The sequence below is a fragment of the Nocardioides sp. NPDC092400 genome, from assembly GCF_040684155.1.
In the GTDB taxonomy this organism is placed as follows: Bacteria; Actinomycetota; Actinomycetes; order Propionibacteriales; family Nocardioidaceae; genus Nocardioides.
Genome location: NZ_JBFBFJ010000006.1, coordinates 39,447 through 59,206 on the forward strand (window position 1 = coordinate 39,447; position 19,760 = coordinate 59,206).

Genomic DNA, 19,760 nt, shown 5'->3' on the forward strand with positions numbered 1-19,760 from the left:
GTGCCCGACCCTACCGTCCGGATCGCGCGGACCGACCGGCGCCGCGGATCAGGCGGCGCACCCGCTCCCAGCGCTCCTTGACCGCCGCCTCGGCGCCCAGCGCCGTCGGTCGGTAGTACTCCGCGTCCAGCACGACGTCGGGGGCGTACTGCTGCTCGGCGATGCCGTAGGGCTCGTCGTGGCTGTACTTGTACGTCGCGCCGTGGCCCAGCTTCTTGGCCCCCGAGTAGTGGGCGTCGCGCAGGTGCGCGGGGACCGGCCCGATCTTGCCGGCGCGGACGTCGGCGACCGCGGCGCCGATCGCCGTCGTGACGGCGTTCGACTTCGGGGCGACGGCGAGGGCGATGGTCGCGTGGGCCAGGGTCAGCTGCGCCTCGGGCATGCCGATCAGCTGCACGGTCTGCGCGGCGGCGACCGCGGTCGGCAGCGCCGTCGGGTCCGCGAGGCCGATGTCCTCGCTGGCGAGGATCATCAGCCGCCGGGCGATGAAGCGGGGGTCCTCCCCCGCCTCCATCATCCGGGCCAGGTAGTGCAGCGCGGCATCGGCGTCCGACCCGCGCACCGACTTGATGAAGGCGCTCGTGACGTCGTAGTGCTGGTCGCCCTGCCGGTCGTAGCGCACCGCCGCCTGGTCGACGGCGGTCTCGGCCATCTCGAGAGTCACCACCTCCGAGCCGCGGGCCGCCGCCGCGCCGGTCGCCGCCTCCAGGTAGGTCAGCGAGCGCCGCGCGTCACCGCCGGCGAGACGGACCAGGTGGTCGAGCGCCTCCTCCTCGACGCCGAACCGGCCGGCCAGCCCGCGCTCGTCGACCAGCGCCTGGTCCAGGACGCCGCGGACGTGCTCGTCGGTCAGTGACTCCAGCCGGAGCAGCAAGCTGCGCGAGAGCAGCGGGGAGATCACGCTGAAGAACGGGTTCTCCGTCGTGGCCGCGACCAGGGTGACCCAGCGGTTCTCGACGCCGGGCAGCAGCGCGTCCTGCTGGGCCTTGCTGAACCGGTGCACCTCGTCGACGAACAGCACCGTCTCCCGGCCGGTCGCCACCAGCTCGGCGCGGGCGGTGTCGATCGCCGCGCGCACCTCCTTGACGCCGGCGGAGACCGCGGAGACCTCCACGAAGCGCCGGTCGGTCTGCTGGCTGACGATCGAGGCGATCGTCGTCTTGCCGGTGCCCGGAGGTCCCCACAGCAGCAGCGACATCGACTGGTCGTTCTCGATCAGCTGCCGCAGGGGTGCACCGGGCGCCCGCAGCTGCTCCTGGCCGACCAGCTCGTCGAGGGTGCGCGGGCGCATCCGCACGGCGAGGGGCGCCGAGGCGTGCGTGTTCGCCGCCAGGGACCCCCCGCCGCCGCTCCGGCCACCCGGCACCTCGAAGAGTCCGTCCACGTCAGGAGCCTAGGGGCGTGGCCGGTCGGGTCCGGGCGCCGGTCACGACGCGGAGCGGGCGTCCTGGAAGGTGCGCGAGTGGACGTCGAACCAGCGGTCGCCGTACCCCGGGCCGGTGTTCAGCCCGTCGACCGGGCTCGCGCCCGGGTCGGAGTCGCCGTACTTGTCCACGCCCAGCAGGCGCGGGGTCAGCGGCTCGGCGGGGTGCTTGCCGAGCTCGCCGGCGAAGTGGCAGGCCACCTTGTGCCGCGGGCCGACCTGCATGAGCGGCGGCTCGACCTTGGCGCAGATGTCCTGGGCCAGCGGGCACCGCGTGCGGAACCGGCAGCCGGACGGCGGGTTGATCGGGCTGGGGACGTCGCCGGTGAGCTGGATGCGCTCGCGCCGCCCGCCGATCGCTGCCTGCTTGATGTCCGGCACGGCCGAGAGCAGCGCCTGGCTGTAGGGGTGCAGCGGACGCTCGTAGAGCGACGTGCGGTCGCCGATCTCGACGATCTTGCCGAGGTACATCACCGCGATTTCGGGGCAGAAGTGCCGGACGATCGCGAGGTCGTGGGCGATGAAGAGGAAGGCGATGTCGAACTCGCGCTGCAGGTCCTGCAGCAGGTTCACCACCTGGGCCTGGATCGACACGTCGAGCGCGGAGACCGGCTCGTCGGCCACGAGCAGCTTGGGCTGCAGCGTGAGCGCGCGGGCGATGCCGATGCGCTGGCGCTGGCCACCCGAGAACTCGTGCGGGTAGCGGTTGTAGTGCTCGGGGTTCAGGCCGACGATCTCGAGCAGCTCCTGCACGCGCGGCAGGACCTTGTCCTTCGGGACGACCTTGTGGATCTCCAGCGGCGCGCCGATGATCGAGCCCACCGTGTGGCGGGGGTTCAGCGACGTGTACGGGTCCTGGAAGATCATCTGGATCTCGCGGCGCAGCGGCTTCAGCCCGCGCGCCGAGGTCTTGGCGATGTCCTCGCCCTCGAACCGGATCGCGCCGTCGGTCGGCTCGTAGAGCCGGGTGACCAGGCGGCCGGTCGTGGACTTGCCGCAGCCGGACTCGCCGACCAGGCCGAGCGAGCCGCCCTTGGGGACCTGGAAGGAGACGCCGTCGACCGCCTGGACCTGGCCGATGGTCCGGCGGACCAGGCCGCGGGACTTCACCGGGAAGTACATCCGCAGGTCCTCGACCTCGAGGATCGGCTCCGCGGTCGCCGGCGGCAGCGTGGCGGTGTGCCCGCTCGCCGAGCGCGGCTCGAGCTCGTGGGACGACGGCAGGTCGTCGCCACCGGTGTGGGTCGACATCAGATCTCCTCTACGAGGTCGGGCGCGGTCCGCGGCCGGATCTCGGCCTGGTAGACGGCGTCGGGGTCAGCCAGGTGGCAGCGCTTGACGTGCCCGCCGCCGCGGGTGCCCGGCACCAGGTCGGGCGCGACCGTGCGGCACAGGTCGCCCGGGACCTTCTCGCGGTGCGGGCAGCGGGGGTGGAACGCGCAGCCCGGAGGCGGGCTGAGCAGGCTGGGCGGGCTGCCCGGGATCGGGACCAGCTGCGCGGAGAGGTCGCCATGGACGTCCGGCACGCTGGAGAGCAGGCCCCAGGTGTAGGGCATCTCGGGGTGCAGGAGGATCTCGCGGGCCTCGCCGTGCTCGACCGCCTTGCCGGCGTACATCACGAGCACGTCGTCGGCCATCTCGGCGACGACACCCAGGTCGTGGGTGATCAGGATGATCGCCGAGTCGAACTCGCGCTGCAGGTCCTGCAGCAGGTCGAGGATCTGGGCCTGCACCGTGACGTCGAGCGCCGTCGTGGGCTCGTCGGCGATCAGCAGGCCGGGGTTGTTGATCAGTCCCATCGCGATCATGGCGCGCTGGCGCATGCCGCCGGAGAACTGGTGCGGGTAGTCGTCGACGCGTCGGTCCGGCTGCGGGATGCCGACCCGGCCGAGCATGTCGATCGCGCGGGCCCGGGCCTGCTTCTTGTTCATGTCCGAGTGGACCCGGACGGCCTCCATGATCTGGTTGCCGACCGTGTAGTACGGGTGCATCGCGCTCAGGGGGTCCTGGAAGATCATCGCGACGTCCTTGCCGCGGCGCTTGCGCATGTCCTCGTCGGACAGCGTCAGCAGGTCCACCCCGTCCAGCATGATCCGGCCGCTCACCTGGGCCCGGCTGCCCCGGTGCAGCCCGAGGATCGCCGAGCTCGACACCGACTTGCCCGAGCCGGACTCCCCGACGATGCCGAGGGTCCGGCCGCGGCCGAGGGTGAAGGAGAGCCCGTCGGTCGCCTTGACGAGACCGTCGGGGGTCGGGAAGTGCACCTTCAGGTCCTCGACGGACAGGAAGGCGTCCCCTGCGCTGTGAACGTCAGCCACGATTGTCCTTACTCAGCTCAGCCGCACGCGCGGGTCGATCACCGCGTAGAGCAGGTCGACGATGATGTTGGCCAGGATGACGAAGGCCGCCAGCAGGATGACCAGGCCGACGAGGGTCGGGAGGTCGAAGTCGCTGTTCGCCTGGACGGCGAGCTTGCCGAGGCCCGGGTAGTTGAACACCGACTCGGTAATGATGGCACCGCCCAGCAAGCCGGCGAAGTCGAGCCCCGCCATCGTGACGATCGGCGTCAGCGCCGCCCGCAGGGCGTGCTTGAACGTCACCTTGCGTCCGGGCAGGCCCTTGGCCTTGGCGGTACGCACGTAGTCCTCGGTCAGTGCCTCGAGCACGAACGCCCGCGTCATCCGGACGTAGGCGGCCATGAAGAAGAGCGCCAGCGTGATGGCGGGCAGCATCAGGCCGGAGAGCCACCCGCCGATGCCGCCGTCCTCGATGGTCTGGTAGCGCGGGATGTCGACCCAGCCCCACTGGATGGCCACGAACTTGTAGAGCAGCAGGCCGACGAAGAAGGTCGGGAAGGCGTAGAAGATGAGGGACAGGCCGACGACACCGCGGTCGATGAACGTGCCCTTGCGCAGGGCGGCGATGACGCCGAAGAGCACCCCGCCGATCATCCAGAGCACGAAGGCACCGATCGCGAGGGACACCGAGACCGGCATCGTGTCCTTGATCAGGTCAGTCACCGTCGCGCTGCGCTCCCGCGAGTAGCCCAGGCAGGGCGCGTCGCAGTGCACGATCGTCTCGGGCGCGGTCTCGCGGAGCTTCGGGTCGTCGGGGAAGTCACGGCCGGCGACGACGCCCTTGGCGAAGTCGGCCCACTGGTTGACGAAGTTGTCGTCGTAGCCGAGGGCTGCGGCGGTCTCCGCCTTCTGCGCCGCGGAGCAGTTCTTTCCGCAGGCGAAGTCAGCCGGGTTGATCGGCGAGGCGAAGAAGAGCCCGAAGGTCACGAAGCTCATCACGATCAGGAGGATGCCGCCGATGAGCAGGCGGCGCACCACGTAGGCGATCAAGGGAAACCCCTGGGAGGCGTAGGAAGACGGGTACCGCGCGTGCCACCGGCGGCCGGTGTCGCTGAGGAGACAGCGACTCCGACCGCCGGCTGGCTAGTGACGCGGGTGTTACTGCTCGACGCCGATGAGGGCGAGGTCGGCGTAACCGTTCACGGACACGTTGTTGGCGTACCCGGTGACCTTCGATCCGTGGAGGAAGTTGAAGATCGTGATCTCGAGCGGGATGTAGGCGACGTCCTCACCGAGCTTGGCGTCGACCTCCGCCCACTTCTCGGCAGCGGCGTCCAGGTCGGTCTCGGCGTAGGCCGCGTCGATCATCTTGTCGACCTCCGGACCACCCTTGTAGTTGCCGTAGTCGTTGCCGTTGGACGAGCCGGTCAGGTTGATCCGGCTGTCGAACAGCGGCGGGATGACCGTGCCGATGGACGGCCAGTCAGCGCCCCAACCACCCCAGGTGACGTCGAAGTCGGCGTCCGGCTTCTGGATCACGGAGTAGTAGGTGTCCTGCAGCGGGTCGAGCTGCGTCTCGAAGCCAGCGGCGTCCCAGGCCTCCTTGAGGGCCCGAGCCTGCTTGTCCGAGGTCGGCGTGCCACCGGAGTAGGTGAACTTGATCTCGACCGGCTTCGGAGCGGAGCACTCCTCGAGCTTGGCCTTGGCGGCCTCGGCGTCACCCTCGTCCGGGATGTTCTCGAACGCCGGGTTCGGCTGGTAGCCGGGCAGCGTCGGGTTGATCACGGAGTACGCGGGGGTGAAGGCCTTCTCGCCACCACCGGCCTGGATCCAGCCGGCCTTGTCGGTGGCCAGCGCCAGCGCCTCGCGGCAGGCGAGGTCCTTGAAGACCGGGGAGTTGAAGTTCGGCACGACGTAGTCGACGTAGGGCGACTCGACGGTGGTGTAGCGGTCGCCGGCCTCCTCGAGACGGCCGAAGAACGTCGGGGGAACGCGGCGCTCGGTCACGGCGTACTGCGCGTCACCGGAGTCGGCGAAGAGCTGCTCGTAGATCGCCTCGTCCTCGTCGCCCTCGCGGAACTCCCACTCGTCGGGGAGCGCCTTGCGGATGGTGTCGGTGGACTCGTCCCAGTTCTCGTTGCGGACGAAGGTCGCGCCGGTGCCCTCCTTCCAGGTGCTCTCGAGCTTGTAGGGACCGTTGGAGATGATGGCGAAGTTGTTCGCGTCGCCCTTGTCGAGGTCCTCGCGGTACGGGTCGAGGTAGCGCAGCGACGCGGCCGAGAGCGGGAAGTCCGGCCAGGCCTTCTTCATCTTGTAGGTGATCGTCTGGCCGTCGCAGGAGACGGCCTTGTCGAACAGCTCCTGGCCCTCGCCGGTGTACGGGCCCTTGTAGGCCGGGAGGCCGTCCTTGCCCGTGGGGATGTCGAGGTAGGTGAACAGGTAGTTCGCCGGACCACCGATGATGACGTCGGTGGCGAAGTTCCGCGAGGCGCCGTAGGCGAAGTCCTCGCAGGTGATCGGCTCGCCGTCCTCCCACTTGACGTCGTCGCGGATCGTGAACTGCCAGGTCTTGCCGCCGTCCTCGGTGGTGCCGGTGTCGGTGGCGAGGTCCGGGACGGGCGTGGTGCCCTCCTCCGGGTCGTTCGACGCCGGGAACGCGACGAGGCTGCGGTAGAACAGGCGGCCCGCGTTGTTCAGGTCGCGGCCGATGTACATCCGCTGCGGGTCCCAGTGCTCGGTGTTCCGGGCACCGTTGAAGAAGATCGCGGTACCGCCAGCGGTGCCCTCTTCGTTGCTGCTGCCACCGGCGCCGCCGCCGTCGCCGTCGTCGCCGCCGCACGCGGCGAGCGAGACGGCAAGCGCCGCAGCCGCGAGGACTGCGAACGGCTTCTTCGTGATCGCCATCCAATGTCTCCTATCTGGGTGATCGCGCCGGTGATCCGGCGTCAACAGCCTCCTGCGCGGACTGAGCGCGGGAGCTGAGTCCTATCGGTTGGCCTTGGGGTCCAAGGCGTCCCGTGCTCCGTCGCCGACGAGGTTGAACACCACGACCGTCAGGGCGAGCAGGAAGCCGGGGAGGAAGAAGAACATCGGGTCCGCGCTCGTGTAGTTCACCGAGTCGGCCAGGATGTTGCCCAGCGTCGGCGTCGGCGGCTTGATGCCGACACCGAGGAAGTTGAACGCCGCCTCGGCCGAGATGTAGGCCGGCACGAGCAGCGTGAAGTAGACCAGGACCGGCGCCCACACGTTCGGGAGCACCTCCTTGAAGTACAGCCGGCGGCGCGACGCACCCAGCAACCGGGCGGCCTCGACGTACTCGCGCTCGCGCAGGGAGAGCACCTGGCCGCGGACCACGCGGGCGACCGGCGGCCAGCCGAAGACCGCCAGGATCAGCACGACGTAGAAGCCGTTGGCCAGGTCGCGGTCCTTGAACAGGCCGAAGCCCGGGATCCCAGCGACGTCGGTCTGGATCAGCAGCACCACGGGGCTGGAGAGCGCCAGCAGCATCATCGTCTGCGGGAAGGACAGCGTCAGGTCGATGAACCGCCCCACGGTGGCGTCGATGAAGCCGCCGGAGAAGCCCGAGATGATGCCGAGGACCACGCCGATGAGCACGGTCAGCAGGGTGCCGGTCAGCGCGATGCCGAGGGACCAGGTCATCGCGAGCATCAGACGTGAGAGCAGGTCGCTGCCGGTGCCCGGCTCGAGACCGAGCGGGTGGTCCCAGCTGATCCCGCCGAAGCGGCCCTGGGGCGTCACGCCGTCCGAGGCGAGCAGGTCCTGGTTGAACTTGTTCGGGCTCAGGACGTCGAGGCCGACCAGGATCGGCGCCGCGATGGCGCAGAGGACGATCAGGATCGAGATGACGGCCGAGACCATCGACAGCTTGTCGCGACGGAACCGGGCCATCGCCAGCTGCATGGGCGACCGGCCGACGACCTTCTCCTCGGCCGCCGACTCCTCGGCCGGCGGCTCGGGCGCAGAGCCCGGGTTGGCCAGATCTGCCGTCAGTGTCATGGCACCTCGATGGTCGAGGGGCGCGGCGCGCCCCTGGAGGGGATCGTGAGTGTGGGGCGCGGAGGACCGGCGCCTCAGGGAGACTACGTCAGCATCCGGCCCCGGACGTTCACCGACGAGTAACGATCTGGTCTCGACCCGTGGACAGGGCCGTTCGGCCGATCAGGCCGGGGAACCGGTTTCCTCCGCCGGAGCGGCGTCGACACCGGCTTCCTTGCGCTGGGCAGGCGTGATCGGCGCAGGGGCGGCCGTCAGCGGGTCGAACCCGCCACCCGACTTCGGGAAGGCGATGACGTCGCGGATGGAGTCCGCACCGGCGAGGATCGCGCAGATGCGGTCCATGCCGACGGCGATGCCGCCGTGCGGGGGCGCGCCGTACTTGAAGGCGTCGAGCAGGAACCCGAACTTCTCCTGCGCCTCCTCCTCGCCGATGCCCATGACGGAGAAGACGCGCTTCTGGACGTCCTCGCGGTGGATCCGGATGGACCCGCCGCCGAGCTCGCTGCCGTTGCAGACGATGTCGTAGGCGTAGGCGAGCGCCTCGCCGGGGTTGTCCTCGAGGGTGTCGAGGAACTCTGGCTTAGGACTGGTGAAGGCGTGGTGGACCGCGGTCCACGCTCCCCCGCCGACCGCGACGTCGCCGCTGGCGACCGCTTCGCTGGCCGGCTCGAAGAGAGGTGCGTCGACGACCCAGGTGAAGGCGAACGCCGACTCGTCGATCAGCCCGCAGCGCCGGCCGATCTCGAGGCGCGCGGCACCCAGCAGGGCGCGGCTGGACTTGGTGGCGCCGGCGGCGAAGAAGATGCAGTCGCCCGGCTGGGCGCCCACGTGCGCGGCCAGGCCGGCCTTCTCCTCCTCGGTGATGTTCTTGGCGACCGGGCCGCCGAGGGTGCCGTCCTCCTGGACGAGCACGTAGGCCAGCCCGCGGGCGCCGCGCTGCTTGGCCCACTCCTGCCACGCGTCGAGCTGCTTGCGGGGCTGGCTCGCGCCGCCCGGCATGACGACTGCGCCGACGTACTCCGCCTGGAAGACGCGGAACGGGGTGTCCTTGAAGTAGTCGGTGCACTCGACGAGCTCGTTGCCCATCCGCAGGTCCGGCTTGTCCGAGCCGTACTTCGCCATCGCCTCGGCGTAGGTCATCCGCGGGATCGGGCGCGGGATCTCGACGTCGATGAGCGCCCACATCGCGGCGAGGACGTCCTCCATCAGCGCGATGACGTCCTCCTGCTCGACGAAGGACATCTCGATGTCGAGCTGGGTGAACTCCGGCTGGCGGTCGGCGCGGAAGTCCTCGTCGCGGTAGCAGCGCGCGATCTGGTAGTAGCGCTCCATGCCGCCGACCATGAGCAGCTGCTTGAACAGCTGCGGGCTCTGCGGCAGGGCGTACCAGCTGCCCGGGTGCAGGCGGGCAGGCACGAGGAAGTCGCGGGCGCCCTCGGGGGTGCTCCGGGTGAGCGTCGGGGTCTCGATCTCGACGAAGTCGTGGCGGTCCAGCACGTCGCGCGCGGCCTTGTTGACCTTGCTGCGCAGGCGGATCGCGGCGGCCGGGCCGGAGCGGCGCAGGTCGAGGTAGCGGTGCTTGAGCCGGACCTCCTCGCCCACCTCGACGTGGTCGCTGATCGGGAACGGCAGCGGCGCGGCGGCGCTGAGCACCTCGACGGTGGTCGCGACGACCTCGACGGCACCGGTGGCCAGGTTCGGGTTCTCGTTGCCCTCCTTGCGCGCGGTCACCTCGCCGGTCACCTTGAGGCAGTACTCGGCGCGCAGCTGGTGGGCCACCTCCTCGTCGCGGATGACCACCTGGACGACACCACTGGCCTCGCGGAGGTCGATGAAGGCGACGCCCCCGTGATCGCGTCGGTTGGCCACCCACCCGGCGAGGGTGACGGTCTGGCCGACGTGCTCGGCGCGGAGGGCGCCGGCGTCATGGGTGCGGATCACTGCTTCTGCTCCTTGGCTGGTGGGGTGGTCGAGCCGGTCGCGACCACGACCTTGGGTCGGTGGTCGGAGGTGGGAGGGGTCCAGGTGGCCGGGTCCGCGGCGACCTGCTCCCCCGTGCGGATGTCCTTGACCTGGTGGCCGTCGTCGCCGGTGAACCAGACGTACGGGATGCCTCGGCGCTCGGCGTACCGGATCTGCTTGCCGAACTTCTGCGCGGTCGCGGCGACCTCGCAGGGCACGCCGTTCGCGCGCAGCGCCGTCGCGATGGCGTCGGACTCCTCGCGGGTGTCCTCGCCGGTCAGCGCGACGAGCACGACCGAGGGCACCTTGCGGTCCGCGACGAGGGCGCCGCGGTTCAGCAGCGGCACCAGCACCCGGCTCACGCCGAGGGAGATCCCGACGCCGGGGTACGTCGTGCGGCCGTCGCTCGCGAGCGCGTCGTAGCGACCGCCCGAGCAGATCGAGCCGAGGGACTCGCTGCCCTCGAGGCGGGTCTCGAAGACGGTGCCGGTGTAGTAGTCGAGCCCGCGCGCGATGGAGAGGTCGGCCTCGATGGTGACCTTGTCGCTCGTGAGCGACGCGCAGCCGCGGAGCAGGGCGGCGAGCTCGCCGAGGCCCTCCTCCAGCAGCGGGTCCTCCACGCCGAGCGCCCGGACCCGCTCGACGAACGAGTCGTCGGCGCTGCGGATCGTCGCCAGCTCCAGGCAGCGGTCCGCCTGCTCCGGCGACAGCCCGGCCTCCTCGACGAGCATCCCCCGCACGGTCTCGGCCGGCAGCTTGTCGAGCTTGTCGACCAGCCGCATGACCTCGGAGGGGTCCGGCGCGCCGATGCCGGCGTAGAAACCCTGGATCAGCTTGCGGTTGTTGACCTGCAGGCGGAACGGGGGCAGGCCGAGCACCTCGGGGTCGGCGAGGCGCGAGAGCGCGTCGACCATGACGCGCGTGACCTCGATGTCGTGGTGGAACGGGAGCTCGTCCTTGCCGACGATGTCGATGTCGGCCTGAGTGAACTCGCGGTAGCGCCCGTCCTGGGGCCGCTCGCCGCGCCAGGCCTTCTGCACCTGGTAGCGACGGAAGGGAAACTCCAGCTTGCCGGCGTTCTCCAGCACGAACCGCGCGAACGGCACGGTGAGGTCGAAGTGCAGGCCCAGGCCGGAGTCGGTGGCGCTGTCGGCCTCCTGCAGCCGGCGCAGGACGTAGACCTCCTTGGAGGTGTCGCCCTTGCGCAGCAGCTGGTCCATCGGTTCCACCGCGCGGGTCTCGATGCCGGCGAAGCCGTGGAGCTCGAAGACCGAGCGCAGGGTGTCGATCACCTGCTGCTCGACGAAGCGCTGCTCCGGGAGCAGCTCGGGGAACCCGCTGAGCGGGGTCGGCTTGGCCATGTCAGAGACCTCGCGTCACAGGGCTGGTGGGGTCCGCCGCACCGTCGGGGTCGGTGTCCTGGAGGTCCAGCAGGTAGGGGTTGGTCGCACGCTCGCGGCCGATCGAGGTCTGCTCGCCGTGGCCGGGGAGGACGACGACGTCGTCGCGCAGGGTGAGCACCTTGTCCCGCAGGCTGCGCAGGATGGTGGGGTGGTCACCGCCCGGGAGGTCGGTGCGCCCGATCGAGCCCGCGAAGAGCAGGTCACCGGAGAACATGACCTCGCTGACGTCCTGCTGCGCATACGGCGTGCGGAAGGTGACCGAGCCCTGGGTGTGCCCCGGGGTGTGGTCGACGAGGAACCGCAGCCCGGCGAGCTCGAGCTCCTGGTCGTCGGCCAGCTCGCGCACGTCGTCCGGCTCGGCCCACTCGTAGCTGCCGCCCAGCATCATCCTGGTCGTCTCGCGCGACATGCCGGCCATCGGGTCGGTGAGCAGGTGCCGGTCCTCGGGGTGGATCCAGGCGGTGGCGTCGTAGGTGCCGGCGACGGGCGCGACGCACCACATGTGGTCGACGTGGCCATGGGTCACCAGCACCGCGACGGGCTTGAGCCGGTGCTCGCGGACGACCTCGGCGACACCGTCCGCGGAGTCCTTCCCGGGGTCGATGACGACGCACTCGGCGCCCGGCCCGGTGGCGGCGACGTAGCAGTTCGTCCCCCACGGGCCGGCGGGGAATCCGGCGATCAGCACCGGGTCAGGCTACCGGTGGGACACCGGTCCGGCTCCACCGGGATTCGACCGGCTGCCGCGCGACGCGCGCGGCCGGCGGCGTACCCCACTAGCATGTGGGCCTGCGTGAGCGAGCCGCCCGCGACCACCGATGCGAGGGACCAGCAGTGACGAGCCATGAGTGGGGCCGAGTCGACGACGACGGCACCGTCTACGTCCGGACCGCTGACGGGGAGCGCCCCGTCGGTCAGTATCCCGAGGGGACGCCGGAGGAGGCGCTGACCTTCTTCACCGAGCGGTACGCCGCCCTCTCCTTCGAGGTCGAGCTGCTGGAGCAGCGGGTGCGCTCCGGCGTGCTCTCCCCCGAGGAGGCGGCCGAGTCGGTGAAGACCGTCCGCGCCCAGGTGACCGACGCGAACGCCGTCGGCGACCTCGCCGCGCTGGGCGCCCGCCTGGACGCCCTGGGTCCCGTGATCGCCACCCAGCGCGAGGCACGCAAGGCCGAGAAGGCGGCCAAGTCCGCGGAGGCCAAGGCCGCCAAGGAGAAGCTGGTCGGCGAGGCCGAGAAGCTGGCGCAGGGCTCGGACTGGCGTCACGGCGCCAACCGGCTCCGCGAGCTGCTCGACGAGTGGAAGGCACTCCCCCGGATCGACCGCGCGTCCGACGACGCGCTGTGGCGTCGCTTCTCCTCCGCCCGCACCGCCTACACGCGCCGCCGCAAGTCGCACTTCGCGGAGCAGAACGAGAAGCGCGACGCGGCGCGCGGCATCAAGGAGCGCCTGGTCGTCGAGGCCGAGAAGATCGCCGACTCCACCGAGTGGGGTCCGACCGCCGGCCGCTACCGCGACCTGATGCGCGAGTGGAAGGCCGCCGGCCCGGCTCCCAAGGAGGTCGACGACGCCCTCTGGAAGCGGTTCCGGTCCGCCCAGGACACCTTCTTCGGCGCCCGTGACGCCGCGGCCGCCGAGCAGGACCAGGAGTTCGCCGCCAACGCCGAGGTCAAGGAGCAGCTGCTCGTCGAGGCCGAGGCGCTGGTCCCCGTCACCGACGTCGAGGCCGCCAAGCGCGCCTTCCGCGACATCGCCGACCGCTGGGACGCCGCCGGCAAGGTCCCCCGCGACCGGATGAAGGAGCTCGAGGGCCGCATCCGCAAGGTCGAGCAGGCCATCCGCGCCGTCGAGGACGAGCAGTGGAAGCGCTCGGACCCCGAGAAGTCCGCGCGCGCCGGCGACATGGTGCTCAAGCTCGAGGTGGCGATCGCGAAGGTCCAGGCCGACCTCGACCAGGCCCGCTCCACCGGCAACGAGAAGAAGGTGCGCGAGCTCGAGGAGAACCTCGCCTCGCGCCAGCAGTTCCTCGACATGGCCCGGAAGGCGTCCGCGGACTTCTCCGGTTGAGGTCGAGCGAGCCCCGTGACCGAGCCTGCGAGGTCGCGACGGGCGTGTCGAGACCCCGCGCGACTCACGGGGTCTCGACGACGCTCCCTCGCGGCGTGCCGCTGGTCGAGCAGGGAGGGCCGCCAGGCCCGAGCGTCGTCGAGACCCGGCGACGTGCCCACGGCAGTAACCCCAGTGGTCGACGCCCTGCGCGGCTCACCGGGTCTCGATGACGCTCGCTCGCGCTCGCTGCTCGACCAGCGGCGTACCGCAGGTCGAGCAGGGAGGGCCGCCAGGCCCGAGCGTCGTCGAGACCCGGTGACGTGCTCACGGCGGCTACCTCAGTGGTTGAGGCCCTGCGCGACTCACGGGGTCTCGACGACGCTCGCTCACGCTCCCTGCTCGACCAGCGGGTGGCTCGCTCGCGCTCGCTGCTCGCTCGCGGTGTGCCGCTGGTCGAGCAGGGAGGGCCGCCAGGCCCGAGCGTCGTCGAGACCCGGTGACGTGAGCACTGCGGTGACCCCATTGGTCGCTGCCCGGCGCGGCTCACGGGGTCTCGACGACGCTCGCTCGCGCTCGCTGCTCGACCAGCGGTGGCTCGCTCGCGCTCGCTGCTCGACCAGCGGGTGGCTCGCTGCTCGACCGGCGGGTCAGGCCGTGACGCGGTAGGCGTCGAAGACGCCGGGGACGCCGCGGACGGCCTTGAGCACCTGGTCGAGGTGCTTGGCCTCGGCCATCTCGAAGCTGAAGCGGCTCTTCGCGACCCGGTCGCGGGTGGTGGAGAGGTTCGCGCTGAGGATGTTCACGTGGGCGTCGGAGAGCGCCATGGTGATGTCGGAGAGCAGCCGGGCCCGGTCGAGCGCCTCGACCTGGATGTTGACCAGGAACGTCGAGGAGCCGGTGGGGGCCCACTCGACGTCGAGCAGCTTCTCGGGCTGGGACTTCAGCGACGCGGCGTTCGTGCAGTCGTGGCGGTGCACCGACACGCCGCCGCCCTTGGTGACGAAGCCGAGGATGTCGTCGGGCGGCACCGGGGTGCAGCACTTGGCGAGCTTGACCCACACGTCGGGCGCGCCCTTGACGATGACGCCGGCGTCGCCGCCGCTCGGGGCCACCTTCGAGCGGCCTCGGCGCCCGGTGATGGTGACGGCCTCGGCCAGGTCCTCCTGGGCCGCCTCGCTGCCGCCGTGCTCCTCGATGACCCGCTTGACGACCGCCTGCGCGGACAGGTTCCCCTCGCCGACCGCGGCGTAGAGCGCGGAGACGTCGGCGATGTTGAAGTGCCGCGCCGCGAGGGTCAGCGACTCGTGCGACATCAGCCGCTTGAGGGGCAGGCCCTCCTTGCGCATCAGCTTGGCGATCTGCTCCTTGCCCTGCTCGATCGCCTCCTCGCGCCGCTCCTTGGAGAACCAGTGCCGGATCTTGGAGCGGGCGCGCGGCGACCGCACGAACGTCAGCCAGTCGCGCGACGGCCCGGCGTTCTCGGACTTGGAGGTGAACACCTCGACGACGTCGCCGTTCTCCAGCGTCGATTCCAGGGGCACGAGCCGCCCGTTGACGCGGGCGCCGATCGTGTGGTGCCCGACCTCGGTGTGCACGGCGTAGGCGAAGTCCACCGGGGTGGACCCCGCCGGCAGCGCGATGACGTCGCCGCGCGGGGTGAAGACGTAGGTCTCCGCGCGGTTGATCTCGAAGCGGAGCGACTCCAGGAACTCCCCCGGGTCCTCGACCTCGCTCTGCCAGTCCAGCAGCTGCCGGACCCAGGTCATGTCGTCGTGGTCGGCTCGGCGCTCGGTGTCGAGGCCGGCGCGGCCGTCCTCCTTGTACTTCCAGTGCGCCGCGACGCCGTACTCCGCGCGGCGGTGCATCGCGAAGGTCCGGATCTGCACCTCGACCGGCTTGCCCGCCGGGCCGATGACCGTCGTGTGCAGCGACTGGTACATGTTGAACTTCGGCATCGCGACGTAGTCCTTGAACCGGCCCAGGACCGGGTTCCAGCGCGAGTGCAGCACGCCGAGGACCGAGTAGCATTCGCGGTCCTCCTCGACGAGGATGCGGATGCCGACCAGGTCGTAGATGTCGGAGAACTCCCGGCCACCCACGATCATCTTCTGGTAGATCGAGTAGTAGTGCTTCGGCCGGCCGGTGACGGTCGCCTTGACCTTCGCCTCGCGCAGGTCGTTCTCGACCTGGCTGATCACCTCGGCGAGGAACTGGTCGCGCGAGGGCGCCCGCTCGGCGACCATCCGCACGATCTCGTCGTAGATCTTGGGGTGGAGGGTCGCGAAGGCGAGGTCCTCCAGCTCCCACTTGAGGGTGTTCATGCCCAGCCGGTGGGCCAGCGGGGCGTAGATGTCGAGGGTCTCGCGGGCCTTGCGCTCCTGGGTCTCCTGCTTGACGTAGCGCAGGGTCCGCATGTTGTGCAGGCGGTCGGCGAGCTTGATGACCAGCACCCGGATGTCGCGCGACATCGCGACGATCATCTTGCGGATGGTCTCGGCCTCGGCGGTGTCGCCGTAGACGACCTTGTCGAGCTTGGTCACCCCGTCGACGAGCTGGGCGACCTCGTCGCCGAAGTCCTTGCGCAGCTGGTCGAGCGTGTACGGCGTGTCCTCGACCGTGTCGTGGAGCAGCGAGGCGACCAGGGTCGGCTCGGTCATGCCGATGCCTGCGAGGATGGTGGTGACCGCGAGCGGGTGGGTGATGTAGGGGTCGCCGCTCTTGCGCATCTGCGTGCCGTGCATCTTCTCGGCGACGTCGTAGGCGCGCTCGAGCAGCGCGAGGTCGGCCTTCGGGTGGTTGGCCCGGACGGCGCGGAAGAGCGGCTCGAGGACCGGGTTGGTCGGCTGGCTGCGCGTGCCCATCCGGGCCAGGCGGGCCCGCATGCCGCGGGTGTTGGACGGCGAGGAGCCGCTCGAGTCGGCGGAGGCCGGCCGCGGGGTGCGCGGCTTGGCAGGCGCACGCGCGCCGGTCGTCGCCGGCGCGGGGGTGCGGTCCTCGGTCACCCCTGAAGTGTAGGCCGTCGGCGCGGGGTCAGATGACCGCGATGCTGTGCACCGGCAGCTCGCCGACCAGGTCCCGGCCGGCGAGGAACCCCAGCTCCATCAGCACGGTGACGGCGACCGGCGTCGCGCCGCAGGCCTCCACCAGCTCACGGGTGGCCCGGACGGTGCCGCCGGTGGCGAGCACGTCGTCGACCAGCAGCACCCGGTCCCCCGGTGCGACGGCGTCGCGGTGCAGCTCGAGCGTCGCCTCGCCGTACTCCAGCGCGTAGGACACCGCGTGGGTGTCGCGCGGGAGCTTGCCCACCTTGCGCACCGGGACGAAGCCCGCGCCGAGGGCCAGCGCGACCGGGGCGCCGAGGATGAACCCGCGCGCCTCCATCCCGACGACCTTGTCGACGACCGGGCGCCCCTCGGCGTCGCGGCCGGCGTCGGCCAGCGCCTCCACGACGGCCCGGAGGCCGTCGTGGTCGGCCAGCAGCGGGGTGATGTCCTTGAAGACCACCCCCGGCTCGGGGAAGTCGGGGACGTCGACGACCAGCCGCTCGAGCGCGGCGCGGCCGGCCTCGACGTGCGACCGGCTGCCCAGGGTGCTCACCGGCCGGCTACTTCTTGCCGCGCTTGGAGCGGGTGACGCGGGAGGGCTGCTGGCGTCCGGCGGCCCCGCTGCTGCGGACCTCGCCCTTCGCCTGGGGTACGACGCGACCCCGCCCGCTCGCCTCGGGACGCCGCGGGGGCGCGCTGGCCGGCCGCTCGCCCACCGGCTCGTCGTCGACGAGGTCGGGGTCGACCAGCTCGGGGTCGGCCTCGGGGTCCCAGGCCGTGGCGCCGGTGGAGGCGGCGCCCTCGTCCGCGAACGACGGGACGGAGGCGTACCGGTCGGCCTGCGCCCGGGCCCGCGCCTTGGCGCGCCGCTCCTGCTCCTTGACCGACGACTCGTTCGACTTCAGGTGCACCAGCACGCGCGGCGCCAGGCAGACCGAGGAGTAGACGCCGACGGCCATGCCGACGAACTGCGAGAGCGCCAGGTCCTGCAGCGAGCTCGCGCCCAGCTGCACCGCGCTGACCCAGAGGATCGCGCCGATCGGGATCAGCGCGACGATGCCGGTGTTGATCGAGCGGACCAGGGTCTGGTTGACCGCGAGGTTGGCCGCGTCGGCGTAGGACTGGCCGGGCCGGCGGTACTCGTGGGTGTTCTCGCGGACCTTGTCGAAGACCACGACCGTGTCGTAGAGCGAGAAGCCGAGGATCGCCAGCAGGCCGGTGACCGCCGACGGCGTCACCGAGAAGCCCGACAGAGCGTAGATGCCGATCGTGATCGCGATGTCGTGGACCAGGGCCACCATCGCCGCGATCGACATCTTCCACTCGCGGAAGTAGATCCAGATGAAGACCATGACCAGCGCGAGGAAGACCGCGACGCCGATCGCGGCGCGCTCGGCCACCTGCTGGCCCCAGCTCGCGCCGATCTCGTCCTGGGAGATGTCCTTGGCCGGGTCGTCGACCGAGAGCGTGTCGGTGATGACGGAGACGACCTGGTCGTTCTCCTCCGGGCCGAGGTCCTCGACCTGGACGAGCAGCGACTCGCCCGCGGTCGTGACCACCGGGGAGTCCGCGCCCTCGACGCCAGCGTCGGCGACCGCCTCGCGCAGGGCGTCGGCGTTCTCCTGCGTCGCCTCGGAGGCGCCGACCGCGACGCGGTACTGGGTGCCGCCGGTGAACTCGATGCCGAAGTTGAGGCCCTTGACGAGCACGACGGCGATCGCGAGGCCGACGAGCAGCAGCGAGACGGCGTACCAGAGCGGCTTGCGACCGACGAAGTCGATCGACTTCCGACCGGTGTAGAGCTCGTTGCCGAGCCGCGAGAACTTGCCCATCAGGCCTTACCTCCAGCGGGGACCCGGTCGATGCCGAGCGTCTCGGGGCTGAGGCCGGAGAGCTGGCCGCCGCCGTTGAAGAACTTGTACCGCGCGAGGTAGGACACCGCGGGCTTGGTGAACCAGAACAGCACCGCGAGGTCGATCAGCGTCGACAGGCCCAGCGCAAAGCCGAAGCCCTTCACGGCGCCGGTCGCGAAGATGTAGAGCACGGCGGCGGAGAGCAGCGAGACGGTGTTCGCCGCGAGGCGGGTCACCTTCGCACGCTTCCAGCCGGTCTCGACCGCGACGCGCATCGACTTGCCCTCGCGCATCTCGTCCCGGATGCGTTCGAAGAACAGGATGAAGGAGTCGGCGGTGACACCGACCGCGATGATCAGGCCGGCGATGCCCGGCAGGGTCAGCGTGAACCCGGCGGTCTCGCTGAGCAGCAGCACCAACGCGTAGGTGATCAGCGCGGCGACCGCCAGCGAGCCGAGGACCACGATGCCGAGCCCGCGGTAGTAGACCAGGCAGTAGAGCATCACCAGGCCGAGGCCGAGGCCACCGGCCCAGAGGCCCGCCGAGAGCTGGTCACCGGCCAGCGAGGGGCCGATCGTCTCGGCCGACACGTCGTCCTGGAAGGCGATCGGCAGCGCGCCGAACTTCAGGCTGGTCGCCAGGCTCTTGGCCGTCGACTCGGTGAAGTCGCCGTAGATCTGCGCCTCGCCGTTGGTGATCACGGCGTCCATGCCGGGCGCCGAGAGCACCTGGCCGTCGAGCACGACGGCGAACTGGCCGTCGTTGTTGAAGAGCTTGCGGGAGATGTCCGCGAAGGTCTCGGTGCCCTCACCGTTGAAGCTGAGCTGGACGACCCAGTTCACCTGGCCCTGCGGGATCGCCGCGCCGGCGTCAGTCAGCTGGGTGCCCTCGATGGCGGCGGGAGACAGCAGGTACTTGATGACCTGGCCGCGCTCGCCGGTGTCGCAGGTGACGAGGGGCTTGGCCGGGTCGTCGACGACGTTCGGCGCCGAGCCGTCGGCCGGGCAGGTGAAGTCGTTGTAGGCCTTGATCGCGGCCTCGTTCGGCGCGTCGGTCCAGGCCAGCGGGTCACCGGCGTCCGGGCCGCCCTCGGGGGCCGGGGTCGGGGCGTTGCTCGCCTCGTCGCTCGGCTCGGCGCTCGGGCTCTCCGAGCCGTCGGCCTGGGAGGGCTTGGCGGCGAAGCCGACCGGCGGGCGGTTGCTGCTGCCCTGCTGGCCGCCGTCGCCGTTCCCGGCACCGCCGTTGCCGGCACCACCGTTCCCGCCGGCGTTCGGGTCGACCTGGACCGTGCCCTCGGGGAGGCTGTTCGGGTCCAGGGCCGGCGCGCCGCCACCGGTGGCGCACGGCCCCGGGGCGTCCTCAGAGCAGGCCACGAGCCGGAACCGCAGCTGCGCCTGGCGCTTGACGGTGTCGAGCAGGTCGCGCCGCGAGCTGCCCGGGATCTCGACGACGATGATGTTGTCGCCCTCGGTGACCACGTCCGCCTCGGTGACACCGCTGCCGTTCACGCGGTCGTCGATGATCTGGCGCGCCTGCTCGAGGCTGTCGGCCGGCGGGTCCTCGTCGTCGGCGACCAGCGTGATCCGGGTACCGCCCTGGAGGTCCAGGCCGAGCTCGGGCTTCCAGCTGCCGCCGAGGGTCACCAGTCCGTAGAGGAGCACCAGGCCGAGGAAGAACACCCCGAGGGTGCGTCCCGGACGGGGCTTGCGTGCCAT

At 70.9% G+C, this 19,760-nt stretch carries 14 protein-coding genes; 1 reads left to right on the forward strand and 13 read right to left on the reverse strand.

Features of this window, described 5'->3' with window-relative positions:
* Window positions 1–10 precede the first annotated feature (10 nt).
* From AB0N29_RS16910 to AB0N29_RS16950, 9 genes are all read right to left on the reverse strand, one after another.
* Window positions 11–1,384: a replication-associated recombination protein A gene (locus AB0N29_RS16910; RefSeq protein WP_302266848.1), complete on the reverse strand. Its 1,374-nt coding sequence runs from the start codon at window positions 1,382–1,384 to the stop codon at window positions 11–13.
* A 42-nt stretch (window positions 1,385–1,426) separates the two neighbouring features.
* Window positions 1,427–2,674, reverse strand: coding sequence for a dipeptide ABC transporter ATP-binding protein (locus tag AB0N29_RS16915; RefSeq protein WP_302266849.1), 1,248 nt, complete (start codon window positions 2,672–2,674; stop codon window positions 1,427–1,429).
* On the reverse strand, window positions 2,674–3,741 hold the full coding sequence (locus tag AB0N29_RS16920; protein ID WP_302266850.1) for an ABC transporter ATP-binding protein: 1,068 nt from the start codon (window positions 3,739–3,741) through the stop codon (window positions 2,674–2,676). The genes AB0N29_RS16915 and AB0N29_RS16920 overlap by 1 nt, the downstream gene beginning before the upstream one ends.
* A gap of 12 nt (window positions 3,742–3,753) precedes the next feature.
* Window positions 3,754–4,770, reverse strand: a complete 1,017-nt coding sequence (locus tag AB0N29_RS16925; protein ID WP_302266851.1) for an ABC transporter permease — start codon at window positions 4,768–4,770, stop codon at window positions 3,754–3,756.
* Window positions 4,771–4,878: 108 nt separating this feature from the next.
* Complete coding sequence (locus AB0N29_RS16930; protein ID WP_302266852.1) at window positions 4,879–6,624, reverse strand: ABC transporter substrate-binding protein; 1,746 nt, start codon at window positions 6,622–6,624, stop codon at window positions 4,879–4,881.
* Window positions 6,625–6,705: 81 nt separating this feature from the next.
* Window positions 6,706–7,737, reverse strand: coding sequence for an ABC transporter permease (locus AB0N29_RS16935; RefSeq protein WP_302266853.1), 1,032 nt, complete (start codon window positions 7,735–7,737; stop codon window positions 6,706–6,708).
* Between the two features lie 162 nt (window positions 7,738–7,899).
* Window positions 7,900–9,678, reverse strand: coding sequence for an aspartate--tRNA ligase (gene aspS / locus AB0N29_RS16940; RefSeq protein ID WP_364868494.1), 1,779 nt, complete (start codon window positions 9,676–9,678; stop codon window positions 7,900–7,902).
* On the reverse strand, window positions 9,675–11,060 hold the full coding sequence (gene hisS, locus AB0N29_RS16945; protein ID WP_364868496.1) for a histidine--tRNA ligase: 1,386 nt from the start codon (window positions 11,058–11,060) through the stop codon (window positions 9,675–9,677). Before hisS ends, aspS begins: the two co-directional genes overlap by 4 nt.
* Window position 11,061: 1 nt before the next feature.
* Entirely contained in the window at window positions 11,062–11,790 is a 729-nt protein-coding gene (locus AB0N29_RS16950; protein ID WP_364868498.1) for an MBL fold metallo-hydrolase, read from the reverse strand.
* Window positions 11,791–11,936: 146 nt separating this feature from the next.
* Here AB0N29_RS16950 and AB0N29_RS16955 point away from each other — a divergent pair, with 146 nt between their 5' ends.
* On the forward strand, window positions 11,937–13,166 hold the full coding sequence (locus tag AB0N29_RS16955) for a DUF349 domain-containing protein (protein WP_364868501.1): 1,230 nt from the start codon (window positions 11,937–11,939) through the stop codon (window positions 13,164–13,166).
* A 629-nt stretch (window positions 13,167–13,795) separates the two neighbouring features.
* On the opposite strand, the gene AB0N29_RS16960 is transcribed toward AB0N29_RS16955, so the two are convergent.
* The 4 genes from AB0N29_RS16960 to secD form a co-directional block, all read right to left on the reverse strand.
* Window positions 13,796–16,030, reverse strand: coding sequence for a bifunctional (p)ppGpp synthetase/guanosine-3',5'-bis(diphosphate) 3'-pyrophosphohydrolase (locus AB0N29_RS16960; protein WP_364868714.1), 2,235 nt, complete (start codon window positions 16,028–16,030; stop codon window positions 13,796–13,798).
* A 148-nt stretch (window positions 16,031–16,178) separates the two neighbouring features.
* Window positions 16,179–16,736 (reverse strand): adenine phosphoribosyltransferase, encoded by a 558-nt coding sequence (locus tag AB0N29_RS16965; RefSeq protein WP_302271678.1) that lies wholly within the window; start codon window positions 16,734–16,736, stop codon window positions 16,179–16,181.
* 16 nt (window positions 16,737–16,752) lie between these two features.
* A complete protein-coding gene (gene secF / locus AB0N29_RS16970) occupies window positions 16,753–18,024 on the reverse strand; it encodes a protein translocase subunit SecF (protein ID WP_364868503.1) in 1,272 nt (423 codons plus the stop codon).
* Window positions 18,024–19,760, reverse strand: a complete 1,737-nt coding sequence (secD, locus tag AB0N29_RS16975) for a protein translocase subunit SecD (protein ID WP_364868505.1) — start codon at window positions 19,758–19,760, stop codon at window positions 18,024–18,026. The genes secF and secD overlap by 1 nt, the downstream gene beginning before the upstream one ends.

What these genes read in the sequence shown, in the direction of transcription:
- AB0N29_RS16960 (WP_364868714.1), bottom strand. Translation starts at nt 16,030, where the DNA reads ATGCGGGCCCGCCTGGCCCGGATGGGCACGCGCAGCCAGCCGACCAAC.
- secF (WP_364868503.1), bottom strand. Translation starts at nt 18,024, where the DNA reads ATGGGCAAGTTCTCGCGGCTCGGCAACGAGCTCTACACCGGTCGGAAG.
- hisS (WP_364868496.1), bottom strand. Translation starts at nt 11,060, where the DNA reads ATGGCCAAGCCGACCCCGCTCAGCGGGTTCCCCGAGCTGCTCCCGGAG.
- AB0N29_RS16930 (WP_302266852.1), bottom strand. Translation starts at nt 6,624, where the DNA reads ATGGCGATCACGAAGAAGCCGTTCGCAGTCCTCGCGGCTGCGGCGCTT.
- AB0N29_RS16915 (WP_302266849.1), bottom strand. Translation starts at nt 2,674, where the DNA reads ATGTCGACCCACACCGGTGGCGACGACCTGCCGTCGTCCCACGAGCTC.
- AB0N29_RS16935 (WP_302266853.1), bottom strand. Translation starts at nt 7,737, where the DNA reads ATGACACTGACGGCAGATCTGGCCAACCCGGGCTCTGCGCCCGAGCCG.
- secD (WP_364868505.1), bottom strand. Translation starts at nt 19,760, where the DNA reads ATGGCACGCAAGCCCCGTCCGGGACGCACCCTCGGGGTGTTCTTCCTC.